The following is a 19,771-nucleotide window of genomic DNA, read 5'->3' on the forward strand; positions in this document are numbered from 1 at the left end:
TTCAAGCTAGTTCGGCTCCTTATCTTATTTCGACGTCACTCTTTTTGCAGCTTCATTATAGATTTCTAACACTCTATCGATATTACCCATTTTCTTAATGTCTCCGGTAAATTTATTCCAATCACTGAAGCTTTCTTTACCAGTAACAAAATTAGACTCCATTTCCATTACAAATGTTTGTACTGGATTCATGATTTCTGAAATCTCTTGGCTTTCAGCTTGTGTAAATTGAATTGCTGGAGCTTCATACCAAGAAGGAACATATGGATTATCAGGCATTGGCAATTCTCTCAAGAACTCATTTTTCTCAATTGGTACTTCTTCATATTTTCCATCAAAATACGTATAGTCTGTTGCAGCAAAATCAACGAATGCTTTTGAATCAGATGAAATCTGTAGACCTGGGCGATGTTTCGCACTTGCTCTCATCCCATATTTATCACCAAGCGCCCAAGGATCATCTGCTTTATGGAACTCCTCTGTAAATGTTGGGTTTCCATCTTCATCAAGAGTATATGTTACACCTTCAATTCCCCACGTAATGAGTCTCATCACTTCAGGATCATATTGTAAATCAACAAATTTTACTAGCTCTTCTGGATTTTTTGTTTTTGCATTGATGACATATGTTCCCCAACCTAAGTCAGGTGTGTTTCCATTTGTGGCGTTCTGATATGCTGTTCCATATTTCGGATTATCCGGATAGAAAGAGACAGCAAAGATTTTTCCATCATTCGCAAGTCGTGTGTAAGCACCTGGAGATGTAAACCACTGTGCTAGCCACATGAAGTTACTTTCATTTAATGCTTTTTGTTGCAACGTATCATCCGTATCTGTCATATATTCAGGGTCTAATAGTTTCTCTTCATATAGTTTATTTGCAAATTGCAACGCTTCTTTATATCCATCTTCAAAAATACCGTATACAAACTCTTCCCCATTCCAGAAAACATCCGCCATTACGTGATTCGCATGGAATAGTGATCTTAAATCATTCCATCTTGTATTAATTGGATATTTATCTGGATAAAGCTCTTTTAACTTTTTAGCTGCATCATATACATCATCTAATGTTTCTGGGATTTTAATATTATGTTTTTGGAATAAGTCATAGCGATAGGCAGATGTATTTTGCAGTAACAACCCTTTATCCTCTTCAAATCTCGGAGTAGAGGTTTCTTTGAAATAGTACATCTTTCCATCTGCATCTGTTACTCGTTCCATCCCATCTCTAACTTTACTAAGATAGGCCATATAGTTTGGCATGTGCTCCTTATATTGACTCAACTCAAGTATTTGACCATGCTTCGCCATATCAGTCGTGTCGTAGAATAATGGTGTCATTAGAAAGTCTGTTAGTTCATTACTAGCGATGTCGAGTTGAACCTTTTGATCATAGTCGGATGAAGGGATATAATTCCATTTGATATTTAGCTTTTTCCCCATCTTCTCTTCCATCAATTTTACCCATTCTTTGTGCACTTGACTTTTCGTATTGTCGACACCGTCGGATGAAAGTGTCACACTAAAACTTAACGTATTCGGATCGCTACTAGCTTCATCTTTTTTACAGCCTGCTAGAATGACTGCTAACATAAAGATAGCTAGCATAATACTTAGTGCTCTCGCTTTCTTGTTCATTCTACATCCCCCATAAATTTTTATTTTTGTATAAAATGATGTGAAAGAAATCGTATAGAGCATGTGCACTTTCATCTTTTATGTTCATTGATCCCTTTACATCACTTATAACCTACTCACTATTGGATAGATTACTATGTTCGTGAAGTTGTAAAGTACATCTTAACAGCTAGCCAAGTTTCCTAACTGAGGCTGGGACAAAGAAATAATGTGAACCATAACTTAAATATTAATCAAATAGTTCGTTCTAGGTAAATCCGAACAATGGCAATAAAACGATACCGCTTCGGAAATACACTACGCTGAAAACTTTAAACTCATTTAGCTGATATAAAACTAGTTCAGGTTGTATTGTCCCAACCTCCTGGAAACTACGAAACTATCAACCTTTAATTGATCCAACAAACATACCTTTTGTAAAATACTTTTGGAAGAATGGATAAATACACATAATCGGGAACATCGTAACGATGATGACTGCCATTCGAATGGCCTGCGGATCCAAAGTAGACTCTGGTGAGTTTACGGCAACATTACCAGCACCTACTCTCCCTTGAATCGCATTCGTATCTAGTGCAAATAAATAGTTTCTTAAAACCATCTGCAACGGATACTTATTTTGATCTTGGAGGTAAATTAACGCTTCAAACCATGAGTTCCAACTACCTACAATTCCGAATAAAGCAAATGTAGCAAGCAACGGCTTCGATAATGGTAAAATGACTTTCCATAATATCATTACTTCGTTTGCTCCATCTATTCTGGCGGCATCCTTTAATTCAAGCGGGATGTTCGCAAAGAAGGTTCTAAATAGAAATACATTGTATGCTCCTACTGCACCTGGCAAAATCATAACCCAAAGCGTATCGATCAACCCTAAGTTACGGATAAGTAAATACGTTGGAATTAATCCGCCACTAAAAAACATCGTAATCGTAAGGAAAATAGTAAGAAATTTTTTCCCTATAAAGCCATCCACCGTGAGTGGATATGCCATTAATGACGTAAATAGGAGCATAATCCCCGTAGAACCAAGGGCATAAATTATAGAGTTCAAATATCCCTTATAAATATAGGAATCTTTTAATAAATACTTATAGTTATCGATGGTAAGTCCCTTTGGCCAAAGGTAAACATCCCCCATTGATACGTGACGATGGCTACTTAAGGAAATAGCAACGATATTGATAATTGGATATAGTACGACGATTAATAAAACAATCATAAACATGATGTTAAACGCGTCAAATGTACGAGATCCTAAGCTTTCATTCCTCATTCTTCTCCCTCCTTTAGAACAAGCTCGTTTCCGATACTTTGCGGCTTACCCAGTTTGTAATATACAAAATAATGAAGGAGACGACTGACATGAATAAACCAACTGCAGTAGTATAAGCATATTGGGCACCTAGAATCCCTTGCCTATATACATAAGATCCTATTACGTCTGCTACTTCATATGTTTGAGGGTTGTATAATAAAATAACCTTCTGGAAATCTGTCCCTAATATTCCACCCATCGCAAAAATAAGCAATATGATGGTTGTAGGGCGAATCGATGGCCATGTAATGTGCACTACTTTTTTCCATCTACCAGCACCGTCAATATCGGCTACATCATAAAGGGTAGTGTCAATTCCACTCATGGCAGCAAGGTAGATAATACATCCAAACCCAACACCTTGCCATATCCCGGATGATATGAAAATAGTTCGGAACCAATCAGATTCAAGTAAGAACAGAATCGGTTCTATCCCAAAGAGTCCGGTTATTTTATTTATAAGTCCTTCTCTAGCTGTATACATGGTGATTAATCCTGCAACGATGACGACTGAGATGAAATGGGGCATATATGAAACTGTTTGGACAATCCTCTTAAACGTTTTGTTCCTCAGTTCATTAAATAAAAGCGCGAGTATGATAGGGGCTGGAAACGCCCATAGAAGTGAATACAATCCTAGAAGTAGTGTGTTTTTGAGTACCCTTAAAGCCATTGGATCGTTAAAAAATGTATTAAAATATTTCAATCCAACCCATTCACTATCCCAAATACCTTGTACAGCACTAAAGTCTTTAAAAGCTATTAAAATTCCGTACATTGGGAAGTAATTAAAGATTAATACAGTGAGAAAACCTGGTAGAACCATCAAATATAAATAACGATGTGCCCACATTTTTGCTAAAATACGGCGCTTCGGCTTTTTCACCGTTACGATGGGTACATGATTACTTGTTTGAGTTTCCTGCAATAGGAACACCTCCTACTTAATTATGGAATCTTCTTTTGTTTATTTTTTAGGTTCGTTACTCGTTTTAGAGAACGAACGACAATCGTAAGCTTGATATAGTACAAAATATCTTCCAAGCCACCTCCCTGTTGAAGTCATAGTAGACTGACGTAGTGTTCCTCTCTATGCTAATAGAATCGTTGTTGTTAAAATTCCATTCATCATCCGCTTTATAAACTAGTTCACAATACTAACTAATTCGACAAATTAAGCGCTTACAATATTGCTGTGTTACTCCAATTTCCGAATATGATCTTCCATTCTTCTGAACTAGTAAATATGTACGTATACTCTTTTTCCATGAAACTTATTCAATATCTTCCAATATAAGGAGATTATATTATACATATATTATACTGTCAATAATCTTTAATATAACTTTTCACTCATTATTTATTATTCATATATTTAATATACTTTAATATATTTTTATATTTTACCTCTTACTACACTGTCTCCATGATAGAATTTCTCACACCATGGAGACAGATTGTCCAACAACAGCCGAAGTATTATCCGTTTCTGGACCAATCATATCCAACAGCGTTTAAAAATGCTCTTGCAATGACCATATGTCCTGCCATGTTAGGGTGAACTCGGTCACCTGCGAATGTTCCTGAATAATAGTAATCTAGCATCTTATTAAACTCTGCTTGAATATCAACGAATACGGCACCTACTTGTTCCGCTACCCGTTTAACCGCCATGCCATACTCATCCATCTGTTTCCTCATCGCATCTTCTGGATTCGCTTCGATTAAAAACGGTGTCATCAGAACAAGCCCCTTCAAACTAGGCTGCACTTGTTCTACTAATTGAAGGAGTGTACTTTCATATTCCTCCAAGCTAATATGCGACTCTTTAATTTTTGGTTCATCAAAATGACGCCACACATCATTAATCCCAATCATGATCGAAAGCCAATCCGGTTTAAGATCTATTACATCAGTCTTCCAGCGATTACTTAAATCGCGAACGGTATTCCCACCAATCCCCATATTAATCGTACGTATTTGTAATTCCGGATAGGCCGTTTCTAGTAATGCATCTACTAAAGATACATAGCCCTTCCCGACACCTTCAAATATACCTTCACCATATGGATGCTTTCTCCCACAATCTGTAATCGAATCCCCAATCATTACTAGCTTGCTTCCCGTTTCTAATTTCATCATCAATACCCCTTTTCTATTATAAAAATTTGTTTTCAACGATTTTCATCTTGCCTACTTTACTCCACACAAGCGAATGGTCACGATACCAAATGGACTTAATGTTACTTGAGTTTCGTTGCCACCTGCCTCATTTTTCTCCAGATTTAAAGACTCTATATATCTACCATCAAGCTCCACTTTTTCCATCTTTTCCAGCTCTCGATTGACGATAATAGTAGTTTTTGTCATATCATATCCTGGGTTAAATAAACGCATGAGGACATCCTCACCATCAAGCAAAAGACTTGTCACTTCAACGGAAGGCTCCGTCACTTCGATAAACGAGTTTGAATCAAGTTCACCAGTTGTTAGTACTGGTATGAATGGTTCTTTCATTCTTACACTCTCTTGCTCGATTCCAGCTTTATCCCAACGCTCACGATGGGGAAAAATAGAATAGTTCATTTCTTGTACACCTGTAAGCGGCCGTTTTCCCCACCAAAAACCACCTTCCCAACCCCAGCCTAATGTAAGACCGAGGGGCTCGTCTGGACCATGAGAATACCCAGTCGTATGATCCGAGAAAATCGCCAATCCACAATTTTGTTGTTCATCATATACATCAAGCCAGTTTAATAGAATCGTATGTTTTATTTCATCCCATCGAGTAAAGTGCGTATCTTCATGACGACTTTCCGCCACATCAAACGCTGCATTTTTAAATAGCTTTTGATTATCGAGCGAGACTGGAAATAGTGCATTTAATTTAAATTGATTATGATGATGAGACTTGCGACGCTCTGTATTGCGGTTTTCTGGCTCTATATCCCATGGATCGCCAATACATGTTTCTTCTTTGTACGTGAATTGAACATGAAAATCTATCTTACTTTCACCTTGCACTACACGAACCGTAGTGATGACATCCATATTGGCGATTTTCCCTTTCAGTTCCACTACTGCGCGAAGTGGTCCATTTTCCTTCACATCCACTTGAACCGCAAACTCCGTATTACTTCTCCAGCTATTTTCATTAATAAAATAACCTCTATATTCATTTAATCCAGCACTTCCAGCTGCCACAAAATCTTTGCCCAACTCTTTATGGTACAGCTTTGTAATGACACCACCGTGTTCAATGTCCATTTCCATTTCATATATGTCAGATGCGATACTTACTGTTTCCGCACCAACTTGTACCATTTCATGAACAGGAGCCATCTCTTGAATTGGTTGTATTGTATATGTTTGATACCCCACTGCTGGTACATCTGCCTTAAATAAGAGTGTTCCTGCATTTACACTTTTATCATCTACATACTCTCTGGAGGAGCTAATTTGACTTACTATTTCTCGTCCTTCATGATCATGAACACGTACGGACTTCGTTCCCCGCGGGGTTGGAATTTCCAATTCAACAAGTCCGTTTCGCTTCGATCCTGTTGTATTAAAAACTTTGATACCTACTTCATGCGTGAATGATCCAGTTGAGAAAGTATCAAGCGCAGCATCTATAATATTGTTGCTTATACATTCTGCATTCCAACTTTGCACCCCCGCTTGCCATGCCCAATTATGTCTTCCTCTTTGAGTAGTTGCACAAATCCACGCATCATGGTGTTGCGATAAAAGCAATTCATCCCACGCTTCTCGTAGCTTCTCATAAGGAAATTCGTATCCATTCACAACACTTGCTAACACAGCTATTTTCTCTGCCTGGATGATTTTATTTTCCGCAGACCTTACTTCGCGGGACATTTTTTGCAGTGTACCTTCTCCCCAAGGAAGTGTGCATCGAATATCTTCCTGCGAAAACTTCCACCTATATGTCGGCTTATCAGCGATCGTTTCAAAATACTCTCTCCACGTGACATATTGAATATTTTCATGTTCTAACCAAGGTCGCGCATGCCAACCTAAATCTTGTAAAAAACTACCGACTGGATGAGCGATGTTATTTTCCTTACTACGTTCGATAAATTCATCAGACATGTAAGCAGCTTCAGTTTCCCAACAATTCAGTAGTTTTTCAGTTTCATAACGTGGTGCACATGGAATCTCACTCCCATCTGGTCCAACCCAATATAAAACTTCATGTTGCATTGCGGATGGATAGCCAGCCCATCCGGTACCTGGGTTTTTAAGTACGGCCCGTTTATATCCTAGTGACAGTAAAATTTGCGGTAATGAACTAGTCCAGCACGGTTCTTGTGTTGCATATGTATCCACTAACACCTCTGGGAAATGTTCTGCCACTATCTCCCTTCCTCTTATAAGGTGGCGAATGTTGCTTTCTCCACTAATGACCCAACCAAATGGCTGCGCATAGCTTCCGGCAAGCATCTCTACTCTCGCATCCACACTGTTATCCTGGAGGTAATGTTTCAAGGTTTGATAAGAAGGAGGATCGGTTCGTTTCAACACATCCCATGAAATAGGTTCAATATCTAAACCGAGTTTCCATTCCGGATGTTTCTCCATTTTACTTAGTACATCTGCCCATGAACCTAGCGGCATATGCCCTTTAATCCCACCATGATACCCGTCTACAAAATAAGCGTTCTTTGTCATACACTCATTCTCCCTATTCAATTCCATTTCATACGAAAAAATTTGTTCTACAAGAAATTCAACTAGATGAAGAAATACACGAAGAGGTTTGTCACTTTATGTCTAAGTTAAAAGAAAGCGATTACATGAGAGGTCAAAAAAAATTGAGTACTGATATTGTATACATCTACTACATATAACCAATATAAATTATATGTATTTATAATTCAATATATTTTTTATATTTTACGAATAACCATTCGACCTGGTTATATAGTAATATGATAAAAGTATGATGGAACGAGATTGTTATAATATCTTTCTCACATAAAAAAGTGCTAACTCCACCATCATTGAAGCTAGCACATAAAGTCTATTCCATCGGAACTAATCTCTTATTAGAAACTGCCGCTGTTGAATCTCCTTCTATTAATTTAGCAGGTACGTGAATATTTTCAATCATAAAATCACCGTTATACATATCTAGTAATTTCTTAATCGCTAAGTGACCGATTTCTCCCTCATTTTGTTCAATATGAGAGAAGTTCCACTCATATACATTTCTTGGTGGACTATCAAAACAGATAATAGAGATATCTTCTGGAACCTTTAAATTCAATTGTTCTGCTGCTTGTTTTGCCATCATGGCGATATTAAACTCTAAGGCAAATAAAGCAGTAATTTCCGGATGCTGTATTAGATGATTTTTAATATTTTCGATATCCGTCTTTGTGTCTTCATGATTAGGTACGCTATTGCAAATATTGGAATACCATAAATCGCGATTCAGGATGATTTTTTTATCTGCAAACGCCTCTGTAATCCCCTTCACACGATCAGCAATAGTCGTTGTACTGTTATTCTTAGGTATAAGCACACCAATGTTTTTATGACCTAACTCAAACAAGTGATACATCGCCATTTTCGCAGCTTGTTCGTTATTGGTGGAAACAGATGTCGCCGCTAATCCTTTGAATGTTCTGTCAATTAACACTAAAGGAAACTTGTTTACTACCATTTTTAAAATCTCTAAACTATAGTGTTCAGCGTGCGCTGGAGAAATAATTAATCCATCCACTCCGTATTCCAGCAGATCACTGATTACTTTATCTTCTCTACTTGGAATACTGTCCGAGCGACTAATAATAACAAAGCACTCCCCATGAGAGGCTTCTTCAATACTTCTAATTAATTCGTTTCCAAAACTGTCATCGAAAGTAGACATGACCAAACCAAATAGCGGTTTTTTCCCTTTTTCTGTTTTCTCCATCTTGGTTAGATCTATATCATACTCGGACACAAAGGTACCTTTTCCACGTATACGATAAACAAAGCCTTCATTTGATAACTTTTCTAGTGCTTTTTTCGTCGTAATCGCACTTACTTCATACTGCTTTGTTAATTCTTTTTCAGACGGAATTTTATCCCCGACTTTATACCTACCAGAGAGTATATCTTGTTTTAACGATTCGTATATTTTCTCATATAATGCTTTCATATACATAGCCTCACTATTAATTCTATTTAGTATAATAATATACTATTTATTTCAACATTTCTAGTTTAAAGATATTTCGTTTCATATTTACTTGTATTCTTGTTGCTTCCTCAAGCTTTGTCAGGATAAAAAAATAGCAAGTTAGACGATAATCATATCGCCACTTGCTATTATCGTTTGTTACAAAACTAACTTATTTCGCTTTATTAAAAACGTATAGCTTATACTTCCAATCAATAGTAAGCTGACACCTATTAGCAGCCAGTTATACATTTGCGTTCCGGTACCAGGTAACTTACCGCCACCCTTATCTCTATCCACAATCGGCGCTACACTATCCTCTTCAACATCTTTATCGATTTCCTTTAAACCATCGATTGCTGCCTGCAAAGCATCGAGCGCCTCATTCAATTCATCTTCTGTTTCAATTGCCTCTAATGAATCTTCTGCATGTTCAATAGCTGCTTGTAATGATGCAAACGATGTTTTCGTATATTTGTCATCATCATTGGATATTTCTTTTGCTTTTGCAATTAATTCTTCCAATGCACTTTTATCAAGGGCAGTTGGTTCTTCTTCCTCTTTTTCTTCTAGACCAGCAATTGCCGCTGCCAGAGCATCTTTCGCTTCATCTACTTCTTCTTGTTTTGCATCGCTATTTTCAAATACAACTTTCGCAGCATTAAAACGAGACATTAACTCTTCCCAGCTTGCATCTGTGTAATTGCCTTGTCCTTCATCTATGATGTCATTCGCATTATTGATTTCTTGTTGAAGCGCGTCTTTATCGACTTGCGGTTCTTCAATCGATGTATCAATTTTTACAGAATCAAGACTTGCATCACTTAGGTCGAGCTTGTACATCATTTGATTATAGTCGTAATACGAAGTTGGTCGATCACTACCAAACATTGCGACATAAGTGCCTTCAAAAAAGATTTCACGCCCATTATCTTTATCAAAATAAGTGTGACGTGCGATGTTATAAAAGTCCATTTTATCGTGAGTCACAATCTTTTTAGCCAATTTCCATGGACCTGTCGGTGTTGGTGCTTCCGCATACCAAATTTCACCAATTAAAGATGTACTACCATTTCTTTGCTGGATAATGTTATTCCAAACTTGGCGGTATTCATTCCATTTTACTGAACCAGAGTGATTAATAACCGCTTCTCCTGTATCGACGCCTTTTAATTGAAAACGCGCTTCTTCTTCATCCATCAAACCATATTCAATTAATTTCGCCTCTTCATCTTGACTAATAGAAGGGGTATCTTTTCTCCACTCCCATACAAGGTTTCCTTCACTATCTCGGTTCAATTGCGTATCTTGACCATTAAATTTTGTCCCTGGCTTTAACGGTGTGAAAGACTCATAGCTATCCATATTTGTAATGGACTCGAAGTCATTCCGCACTCTTTTCACCGGCCACGGCTCATTAAACAACCAATACTCGACACCATTATCGACATACAGATTTGTTTGGCCATCTGGATGCTTCCAACGTTGTGACATATCAAATGGATAACGTTCGCTGAATAACTCTTCTTCATCATTCCAAACTAGTATTCCGGATGAATGTTCTTGATCAAGACCACTTAGCATGGAATAAGTAACTAACATTCTTTCTTCCCCATTAGCATCAGTCGTTGTCATGAGACCACTAACCCACGCTAATCCTGCATCCCCTTCCAGTTGAGGGACCATTTTCTTCGCATAACCGTATTCATCTGTAAAATAAGTAAGGTCGACACCAACATCCGGATCTAATCCACCGTTGGATGGAAGTTCCGAAGTAGCTCCGGTTGTTCTAAAGTTTCCAAGCACGTGGTTCGGCTTGTTTGTATCGCCCCAGAACCAATATAATTTGCCTTTATATTCAATCGTTTGGACGGTATCCTGCCCCATTATTTTCCCTTCACCTAGAAGTGGATCTTTAATTGGAGTATCTAAGCCAAGAAGAACACTGTCACGATAAATACCTTGTCCAGTAATTCGGTACATACGCTCCGCAATATTGATTCTATCCATTTCGATTGTAGCTTCTCCTCCTGGAGTTACAGTGAGAGTCTTTCCATGTGCTCCGAAGGATTCGTAGTTATGGCTATATCCATGACTTTGAAAACTAAACCATACATCTTCTTCCATCAGTCCAGGCTCAAAAAACGCCACATACCCGGCACTATCTGTCACATACTTCGCATGATTCACGGTCCATACTTCTACGAGCGGTATTCCTCTACCAGTCTCGGAATCTACAACTCTTATTTTAAAAGGATTATAATCTATCGAATCTGCATTTGCACTAGGAAGATTAAAAAAAGCGAAAAAACTCCCAACCATTAGCAACGTAATCGCTAATGCTTTTACCATTAATCTCTTCACAAACAACCTCATCACCTATCCCTCAAATACTTTTTTTGTACTATGAAGAATCTAAATGTGAGATTTGTTTTTCTCCTATTATTCAATCGAATCACCTCCTAATCAAAATGTGGATACTGCATGTATTATTAGATACTTCATAGTAAACATAATGAAAGGGTTTACATTTTAGAGTTAAACATAGGATGGTTGGGAATAGCATTTAGGGATTCGCAAAGATGAATTAAAAAATTCGAGGAAGTGTACGCTTAGAAGTGTTGTAGGTGCAACTAGAATGTAAGAGTAGAAGAAAAGTATGAGCTAAAAAAATTATGTGAAAGTTGCTAACATTTACTATAAACAATTATAAAGTATAGGTCAATATGTCTTTATAACTTATTTTATTTTATTATGTGTTTATTGAACATTATAATATTTATTATATGATTGATACTTTTTAACTATTGTGGTTGTTGTAAAAAAAGAATAAAGAAGGAATTAATATGATGGTATTACTAGAAGATTTGTCGATAGTGAGGAAATACATTTTATTATTAAAACGAAATCTAATAGAACTTCTATGAACCAGCGAAGGAAATACACGAAGACTCCTGCGGGACTAAAGGCCTCGATGAGACCCCGCAGGCGTGAGCGCCGAGGAGGCTCATTAGCCGCCCGCGGAAAGCGTAGTGTATTTCCGGAGCGGTATATGTGAAAGCGATAAATCAAAAAAATACGTTAGTTTAATTTCGTAATAGTAACCTAAATAAAAAAACGAACTAAATTGAAATAAAAATTCAACAATAGTTCGATTTTTTTACCATCTATATTTCTATATCACAATCACATGCTCCGTCTTCTCGCACCCTTATTTCTTCTTAAAAATAAGGATTAATTCGATAATGACGATTGGTATGATAATAAAGAATAGGAAAATATAGATGATTCCTAGTATGATATTAATGACTAGTTTGTTTGAAATCATTCTGTGAGCAATTTTTGTATTTTTGCCTTTAGCAGCAGCGATTTTTGGTAGGAAGAATAGTAAAATGGCAAAGATTAGTGCGACAAAGAAAAGTCCAGGACTAGATTCTGCTTCTGTTTCTTTTTCACTATCAGCAGTCGCATCTTTTTCCTCACTTGCCACTTCTTCTTTTTCTACTTCTTTCGTCTCATCGTCTTTTGCAGCTTCTTCCTCTTGTTTCTCTTTACTTTTTTCATCCTGCTTTGATTCGTCTTTCGATTCGGTTTCGGAAGCAGCTTCCTCTTTCTCATCTACTTTTTCTGTATCTTCCGGAGTATTGTTCGCTTCTTCTTGTTTTGGTTTTAGTGAAGCGTACATGCCTTTATAATTCGATTTTGCATAATCCATGGCAGAGATAATGCGATCTTCATAATCATACGTACCATAGTCATAAAAATCTTCGACAAAACCAGCTTTCGTAATTTCCTCTTGTAGTAATTTTCCATCTACCCAGATCCAGGCTAACAAGCGATCATATTTATCAAATACATCCTTACCGTCTGTTTCCAATTGGATTTTCGTCGCTGATTTTAACATTGAACAAGTAAAATTACTCGCTTCTTTTCCAAAAGGTTCGATTGTATTCGTACTTTCAGGTGTATCTATATATAGAAAACGGGTTTTATACGTTTTCCCATTAATATGAAAGTTGGCCGTATCCCCATCCGTACACTTTGCCAGTGACGCGGTGTATTTTTTATTCAACTCCATATCGTTCGTTGACGTTGTTGGTGGATTGCTCGGCTTCGGTTCTGGTTTTGCTTCAGGCTTAGGCTGTGGTTTAGGTTCAGGCTTAGGAGTTGTTGTACTAGTTCCTGAAAAACTATGCCCCTCTAGATCAATTGTGTTAGCAGATAAGTTATCTACACACTTCGAATTACTATTGTTGGCAATAATTAAGTTCATTAGTTCATTGATATTTTTTGCTGATTTTGCTAAAGGCGTGGGATCATGCAGCAAGTACACACAATCTTTGCTGCGAAAATGTCCACCTAGTTCATCCCGAGCACCTGGATGCGCACCTGATTGATTTGGAAATAACGTTACCGCTAAAAAAAGTGCAGTAAAAAATAAAACGATTATATGAATCTTATTTGATAATTTCACTTTCATGATGGTCTCCTTTACTCTAAACAATGAGACTATTGTATCACCTTTCCAGACTTTGAAAATCAGGTATTTTGTCCCAAATTCATTTCGTCCATTCATTCGGCCATTCAATAGAAATAATCTTTTTCGTATGTGGTAAATATGTAAAACGAATGAACTCCCCTTCATGTTTACGTTTTATTTTAGTAGAATAATATACTTTTCCATCCATCCTAATTTTATTCTCGCGACTTTTTCCGCGATCATCTACTTCTTCAATGACATTTGCTTCCGAGTGATACTCACTTTTTACAACATGTGGAAAATCCTTAAAATAGGGAATACTTTCAAATGCGAGAAAAACAGCTAGACCAGCAAATATCATTAACGCTCCTACTAATTTCAATCCGGCTATCATGTCCGCACGAAGCTCACCTTTTTTCCGTTTTTTATGTTTTACATTCCGATTTTGAATCATTTCGAAGATAAAACTGATGATAATCCATGGAATGACAATGATTGCTAGGAGCACTACAAATACACAGAAGATAAACATAAACCAATAAGAACCCATTTATTCACCTACTCGTAAAAATTCAATCCCTTTCTATCATAAATAGATTTTTTCTGATTGCATAATATTTTTTCTAATATTCCTTGATAAGAATATTCATGTTATGGAATAATCAAGCCATCAACAAGAGAAACTAAAAATGAAATTCGCGGAGGTGGCCCTCTAGATGATGTATGATTAGGTTGAGTGAAAAAATAATGGCAGGAGCTGAGTCATCATGAATCCACAGACTTTTAGTGCACTAGCAGAACCAAATCGGCTACATATCGTTGAGCTTTTATTGAAAGAACCTCTTCCCGTTGGTGAAATTGCAGACAGACTGGATTTGAACCAGCCACAAACTTCGAAGCATCTGCGAGTACTAAGTGAAGCAGGGATTGTAGAGGTGCAACCACAAGCTAATCGACGCATTTATAAATTAAGACCTGAGCCTTTTCAAGAGTTAGATAAATGGCTTGACTCTTACCGCCGTATTTGGGAAGCACGAATGGATCGTCTGGAAGATTATCTCGATGTGTTACAAGGTAAAAAACCGCTTAATTAATTTAGATTTTTTAAAAACAATCTGAAATGACGGAGGAGTTAACATGGCGATGAATCAATTAAAATCAAGAGTAGATGGCGATAAAGTATTAGTATTGGAGCGTATTTTTAATGCACCTCAAGAGCTCGTGTTCCAAATGTTTAAGGAACCGGAACACCTTAAACATTGGTGGGGGCCCGCAGGTTGGGAGCTTCCTGTTTGTAATATTGATTTTCGACCAGGTGGTACATGGCATTACTGCATGAAATGTATGGAGCAAGGTGAATATTACGGAATGGAATCTTGGGGCAAAGCAATTTACAAAGATATCGTTGAGCCGGAAATGATTCATTACACGGATTATTTTTCAGATGCGGATGGTAATATTGATGAATCTTTACCAGCATCTAATAATACTGTGGAATTCATCGATTTGGACGGCACAACTAAACTTGTGAACCGCTCTGAATATGTTTCTGCAGAAGAACTTCAGAAAGTCCTCGATATGGGTATGCTCCATGGTATCACGGAAACATGGGATCGTTTGGAGAAGCATTTGCAGGAGCTTAAGTAAGGAAGTATATATTTTAGACTTAGGAACAATTTAAATAGAAATGAGATAGAATTGGAGAATTTTATGGAAAACCAAATCAACATCACTCATACTTTCGATGCTCCACGTGAACTTGTATTTAAGGCTTTTACAGAAGCAGAACATCTAAAGCATTGGTGGGGTCCTAAAGGTTGGACATTTGAGGTCGCGGAAGCAGATTTCCGTCCTGGTGGAATTTTTCATTACAGTCAGAAACCTGACAATGGAGACATCATGTGGGTAAAATTTGTGTACAGTGAAATTATTGCTCCTGAAAAAATTGTGTATAGCAGTTTCTTTTCGGATGAAGAGCGTAACACCGTTCGAGCTCCATTTCATCCGCAATGGCCATTAGAAACGTTGAATACCATTACCTTCGTAGAGGAAAACGGGAAAACAATCGTCACAATCGTTGTGGAGCCAGTATCTCCAAGCGAAGAAGAGCTAAAAACATTCAACGAATCTATGGAAATGGTGAAGGAAGGAAATGCAGTAACCCTTCAGCAATTAGAAAACTACTTAAGAAAATGATAATCGTGAATTGGCTAGTTTGAGTTCGGTGATATTTAACTGACGGAAACTAGCCTAATTTTTTACATAAAAAAACACCCAAAGATAGATTCACACTTTTTGGGTGCAGTCCGTAGACGCTACTTATTATCTTTATTCTTTATGAGCTCATCCTTATCTACTGTCGTTGGTGGCTGCTCCATCCAACCATTTCGTATCATAATATTGGCTCCATCTTTTGCATATAGCGCAATTTCGAGGGAAAGCCTTTCATAAGCTATTACTAAATCTGTTCTTTGACTTGCAGCAGCTGAGGTTGCATAATTTCCAGTTCCTGCAGCACTTAATAATCCCATATGAAACATCATTAACTTGTCGGAAAATGGTGCTGTTGTGGAGTCCGTTACAGATATATCGGAAGAAACAGGTGATTGGACATCATCCTTTATCAGTATATCTGAAAATAATTTCACATGTTTTTGCGCAATATCTCTACCTCGTAACATCCATTTTTCCACTTCTTCATTTTGACATGTTTGCGCAAAACTGAGTGACAGCTTACTTCCAATATCGTTTGATAAACCATTCATATATAAATGGGAAATTTCAATAGCATTGATTGGACGTTGTTTGTTAAAAAAAGAAAAACCACTTAAATATTCTTTACTGTCTACAAAGGAACTTTCAGTTGGATACGGTATTTTCGGAGCTCTCACATATAATCCTTTTTCAAGTAAAACATCTGTACATTTTGCAAACAAATCCGCTGCTTCGCTCAAACCTTTTATGAAATATCTCTTAATATCTACCCTGGCAGACATCGTAATAAAACCACTATACGCAAGCATGCCCACTCTCGCCATATGGGTTATGTACTGGAGAAGAAATGGATCCGTATATAAACGGGGGGCATTTACATTTACATCTTCCTCTGTAAAGCCTGTTGGTAGCGGTAATTTTTCCACTTGATATAATTCAGTTAATTTTTCAATATGTGCGGAAGATGTATTGTAAGCTAATTCAACAATACGGCGAATATCTTTATCACCTACAATGTGTTGAAAGTAATTTAAAACACATTTGGACATACTATCATTCATATAAGCAGTCCAAATGATAGCAATTTCTGCTGATGTCAATTGAATGTGATTCTTCGTCATAATTTGGGAACCTCCATTATTATGGTATTGAGGTTATTATCATCTATTAACTGTTAAATTATGACGGGCATGATATTATTTACTTTGAAAAAGTCGCATATTAGCGAACTTCGCTCATATATGTGTTGTATAATTGTTTGCATTTTTCCAAGCATTGTAAATAAATTTCTCTTACGTTCGCATCTGGACACAATTTTAAATAGCTTTCGCTTTGGATTAAATCAATTAGTGGTTTCACCCGTAAGTAATATAAGGACTCATCGCTATCCAACAATAATAAATATCCTTTTAAGATCGCACTATACTTTTTATCGATGATTCTATATTCACTTTTTGCTTTTTCATGTTTATAAAAGTGGTGGATCTCACTGGCAAAGGTGGAGCCGTTTTTAAAATAAATTGGACTTGCTGTGGAGTAGAAATAAGGCTCATCCTTGTAAAGAGTTTTCGTGATGCGAAAAACATGCCAGTTCTTTATTTCCTTGTACCGCTCCCCTAACACTCGATGCTCATTGGAAACGAACTTCCATTGGGAATTCGTTATTTCATCTAATAGTGCTGCATTGTGAGATTTGGAGTCCACCTTTGTAAAGGAGCACCACCCGATATAATTCTGATCGTATCTCCCCACGACACAAACCTCTTGCTCTGGGCTAATATAAATATCAAAAAACAATTCCTTTTTATTCAAGCGATAATTCGGTGTTAACTGATTTTCTTCATTCACTAAGTTGTGGAAATTCATATTGCCCTCCTACGTTTATTGGGACTGCTTTTCCTTTTCCAATAATTCGATGATTCTATCCAGCTTCCTTTCAATCTCAGATGCTTGATAATTTTTTGCCGATGAATTGACCAACAGCCTGCGGATAAAAAAAGTGAACGAAACAACGAAAATAACAAAAAGCACCACAACAATACCAAAATAAACAATCGCACCTACATCCATACTTGCTCACCTTCTTTCTGTAGGGACATGGGGTCAGGTACCGCGTCCCAATTTGGGGTCAAGGGACACGGGGTCAGGTACCGCTTCCCCCTCCTAGTACCTCATATTAAAAGTGGGACGCGGGGTCAGCATTCCCGTCCCAACTAGTATCTCATATTAAAAATAAAGTGAATTGCCGCCACTTCTAGGATATGTAACTTTTCATTCAATAAAGTAATACGTATGTTATAGGGTGGAAGCACTTTTTCATACGTCATCTCTACAAACAGTTCTTTCTGCTCATTCGTTATAGAAATTTTGCGATTGCCAAAGTTTTTCGTCATAAAATAAGTATCGCCAGCTTCTGTAACTAGTTCCATTCTTGGGTGTGTTTTTATTTTTGTGCGATCAAACAATTGAAAGTTTCCTAGATTGCGAGATTGACCTTGCCAACTCGATCGTAGCCACGATTTAAAGTGCATGTCTTCTTTTATGTTACAGAACATTTCCTGATTTTCATCATAAGTTTGTACGTTCAATATTAAGTCGGAACTAATAATCCTGTCGATTACCTTTTGGAATTTATGCTTATAGTATCGCTTTAAAGAACCGACTTTCTTCTCTTCTTCATTACTTATATGCAATGTTTTTGTACTTCCTTTATAAAATGGAAACTCGTACATAAATAAATACATAAATCCCCCTCCAGCCACAGCATGATGATGCTTGAAAGTATTATATCAAAAATGTATAATTAGAAATGAATTGGAATACATTTAAAAATAACCGTCCAATGCTCGTACATTGAACGGTTCATGTAATAGTTGGTTCCCATCAAGGGGATCAGCTTTTTAGACAGGAATAACCCAACCAAAATGAGCCGCTAACTCAAGGATGGGTTATTTTTTATGGTTAAATGACAGCATTGCTACGACCAGTGCTCCAAATGTAAAAGTAAGCGTTAACGTTTCAAATACTGACACGCGACCACCCCCTTCCATTCGGGAGTGAGCCGACCACCCTTAAGCACCCAAATCTATTACATATCCAATATACCACACATATGTTCGCATTTCTATTGCAAATACACAGGACAAACTACCTAATTTTTCCGGGTGCCTGGCACCGAGACAATTGGGAATATTCCCAATCGTCTTGGTGCCAGGCACTCATTTCTGCATTAGATCATAGATTTTGCGAGTTGTATTCACATTTCTAACGGTTACTTGTTTGTAAAGCTTTGTTCCAATAATTTTATTCATACCTGATTTCTTATAATGTTTCTTCTCTACCGACCATAGAATCGCTCCAGGAACATATTTGACGGTATCCACTTCGGGATTGATAACTAACTTCTCAAGTACAGACTCATCATCCTCTTCCTCCCACAGAAACAGAACATCACTTTTCATCTGTTGATCGTTTTTCCATGTGTCTGGTAAGGCTTGTACAACCGTTGTGATATCATCCAAACTACGCACTAACACTTTGATGTTCAATCCGAAGTCTGTTTCGATTGCTTCTTCTAATATTTCGGATATCCCTGTTTTAGATGGATGATCCGTCGCGAAAACGATATTACCGGAATTAATATAAGTAACTACGGAAGTCATACCAACTCTTTCAAACGTTGACTTTAGCAACTTCATATCCACCTTATTCTTTCCACCTACATTAATCCCTCTAAGCAACGCAACATACATCATAACGAACCTCCTCCTATTGTGTGGGTGCCTGGCACCGGGAGTCTTTTGAATATTGGCAATTGGTCGGGTGCCTGTGGTCAAGCCCCCTAAAAGTGGACATTCCATAATTGTTTATTAAACCGCTAAATAATGTGCTTCAAAATAAGAGGTTGGGTTTAAATATCCCAGCC

18 protein-coding genes are annotated in these 19,771 nt (G+C 37.3%); 3 read left to right on the forward strand and 15 right to left on the reverse strand.

All coding sequences use genetic code 11. From position 1 onward, the window contains the following. Window positions 1-24: 24 nt before the first annotated feature. The 9 genes from ACFPM4_RS08860 to ACFPM4_RS08900 all read right to left on the reverse strand — a co-directional run bounded on the left by ACFPM4_RS08860 (window position 25) and on the right by ACFPM4_RS08900 (window position 14,182). On the reverse strand, window positions 25-1,641 hold the full coding sequence (locus ACFPM4_RS08860) for an extracellular solute-binding protein (RefSeq protein WP_382350340.1): 1,617 nt from the start codon (window positions 1,639-1,641) through the stop codon (window positions 25-27). 382 nt (window positions 1,642-2,023) lie between these two features. Beyond that, window positions 2,024-2,920 carry a carbohydrate ABC transporter permease gene (locus ACFPM4_RS08865; protein WP_382350343.1) on the reverse strand — a complete coding sequence of 299 codons (897 nt, stop codon included), beginning with the start codon at window positions 2,918-2,920 and terminating at the stop codon, window positions 2,024-2,026. A gap of 13 nt (window positions 2,921-2,933) precedes the next feature. Further along, window positions 2,934-3,815 (reverse strand): ABC transporter permease, encoded by an 882-nt coding sequence (locus ACFPM4_RS08870; protein ID WP_382350416.1) that lies wholly within the window; start codon window positions 3,813-3,815, stop codon window positions 2,934-2,936. A 626-nt stretch (window positions 3,816-4,441) separates the two neighbouring features. Further along, entirely contained in the window at window positions 4,442-5,101 is a 660-nt protein-coding gene (locus tag ACFPM4_RS08875; RefSeq protein ID WP_382350346.1) for an SGNH/GDSL hydrolase family protein, read from the reverse strand. Window positions 5,102-5,155: 54 nt separating this feature from the next. Further along, on the reverse strand, window positions 5,156-7,654 hold the full coding sequence (locus tag ACFPM4_RS08880) for a glycoside hydrolase family 38 C-terminal domain-containing protein (protein ID WP_382350349.1): 2,499 nt from the start codon (window positions 7,652-7,654) through the stop codon (window positions 5,156-5,158). 352 nt (window positions 7,655-8,006) lie between these two features. Continuing rightward, window positions 8,007-9,131, reverse strand: a complete 1,125-nt coding sequence (locus ACFPM4_RS08885) for a GntR family transcriptional regulator (protein ID WP_382350352.1) — start codon at window positions 9,129-9,131, stop codon at window positions 8,007-8,009. Between the two features lie 180 nt (window positions 9,132-9,311). Then, entirely contained in the window at window positions 9,312-11,516 is a 2,205-nt protein-coding gene (locus ACFPM4_RS08890) for an FIVAR domain-containing protein (RefSeq protein ID WP_382350355.1), read from the reverse strand. Between the two features lie 847 nt (window positions 11,517-12,363). Next, complete coding sequence (locus ACFPM4_RS08895; protein ID WP_382350358.1) at window positions 12,364-13,632, reverse strand: thermonuclease family protein; 1,269 nt, start codon at window positions 13,630-13,632, stop codon at window positions 12,364-12,366. Between the two features lie 79 nt (window positions 13,633-13,711). Then, complete coding sequence (locus ACFPM4_RS08900) at window positions 13,712-14,182, reverse strand: hypothetical protein (protein WP_382350361.1); 471 nt, start codon at window positions 14,180-14,182, stop codon at window positions 13,712-13,714. A gap of 217 nt (window positions 14,183-14,399) precedes the next feature. On the opposite strand from ACFPM4_RS08900, the gene ACFPM4_RS08905 reads away from it, so the two are divergent. From ACFPM4_RS08905 to ACFPM4_RS08915, 3 genes are all read left to right on the forward strand, one after another. Further along, window positions 14,400-14,726 carry an ArsR/SmtB family transcription factor gene (locus tag ACFPM4_RS08905; protein ID WP_382350364.1) on the forward strand — a complete coding sequence of 109 codons (327 nt, stop codon included), beginning with the start codon at window positions 14,400-14,402 and terminating at the stop codon, window positions 14,724-14,726. 43 nt (window positions 14,727-14,769) lie between these two features. Continuing rightward, a complete protein-coding gene (locus ACFPM4_RS08910; protein ID WP_382350367.1) occupies window positions 14,770-15,279 on the forward strand; it encodes an SRPBCC domain-containing protein in 510 nt (169 codons plus the stop codon). Between the two features lie 63 nt (window positions 15,280-15,342). After that, window positions 15,343-15,828 carry an SRPBCC domain-containing protein gene (locus tag ACFPM4_RS08915; protein ID WP_382350370.1) on the forward strand — a complete coding sequence of 162 codons (486 nt, stop codon included), beginning with the start codon at window positions 15,343-15,345 and terminating at the stop codon, window positions 15,826-15,828. A 119-nt stretch (window positions 15,829-15,947) separates the two neighbouring features. Here ACFPM4_RS08915 and ACFPM4_RS08920 read toward each other — a convergent pair whose 3' ends face one another. From ACFPM4_RS08920 to ACFPM4_RS08945, 6 genes are all read right to left on the reverse strand, one after another. Next, on the reverse strand, window positions 15,948-16,967 hold the full coding sequence (locus tag ACFPM4_RS08920) for a DUF3231 family protein (protein WP_382350373.1): 1,020 nt from the start codon (window positions 16,965-16,967) through the stop codon (window positions 15,948-15,950). 100 nt (window positions 16,968-17,067) lie between these two features. After that, window positions 17,068-17,712 (reverse strand): hypothetical protein, encoded by a 645-nt coding sequence (locus ACFPM4_RS08925; RefSeq protein ID WP_382350376.1) that lies wholly within the window; start codon window positions 17,710-17,712, stop codon window positions 17,068-17,070. 15 nt (window positions 17,713-17,727) lie between these two features. Continuing rightward, on the reverse strand, window positions 17,728-17,916 hold the full coding sequence (locus ACFPM4_RS08930) for a DUF4083 domain-containing protein (RefSeq protein WP_382350379.1): 189 nt from the start codon (window positions 17,914-17,916) through the stop codon (window positions 17,728-17,730). 143 nt (window positions 17,917-18,059) lie between these two features. Then, window positions 18,060-18,590 carry a tubby C-terminal domain-like protein gene (locus tag ACFPM4_RS08935; RefSeq protein WP_382350382.1) on the reverse strand — a complete coding sequence of 177 codons (531 nt, stop codon included), beginning with the start codon at window positions 18,588-18,590 and terminating at the stop codon, window positions 18,060-18,062. A gap of 204 nt (window positions 18,591-18,794) precedes the next feature. Further along, window positions 18,795-18,896: a putative holin-like toxin gene (locus ACFPM4_RS08940; RefSeq protein WP_222125528.1), complete on the reverse strand. Its 102-nt coding sequence runs from the start codon at window positions 18,894-18,896 to the stop codon at window positions 18,795-18,797. A gap of 168 nt (window positions 18,897-19,064) precedes the next feature. Then, window positions 19,065-19,601, reverse strand: a complete 537-nt coding sequence (locus tag ACFPM4_RS08945) for a DUF1697 domain-containing protein (protein ID WP_382350386.1) — start codon at window positions 19,599-19,601, stop codon at window positions 19,065-19,067. Window positions 19,602-19,771 lie beyond the last annotated feature (170 nt).

The organism is Lederbergia graminis (assembly GCF_042655485.1).
GTDB lineage: Bacteria > Bacillota > Bacilli > Bacillales > Bacillaceae_C > Lederbergia > Lederbergia graminis.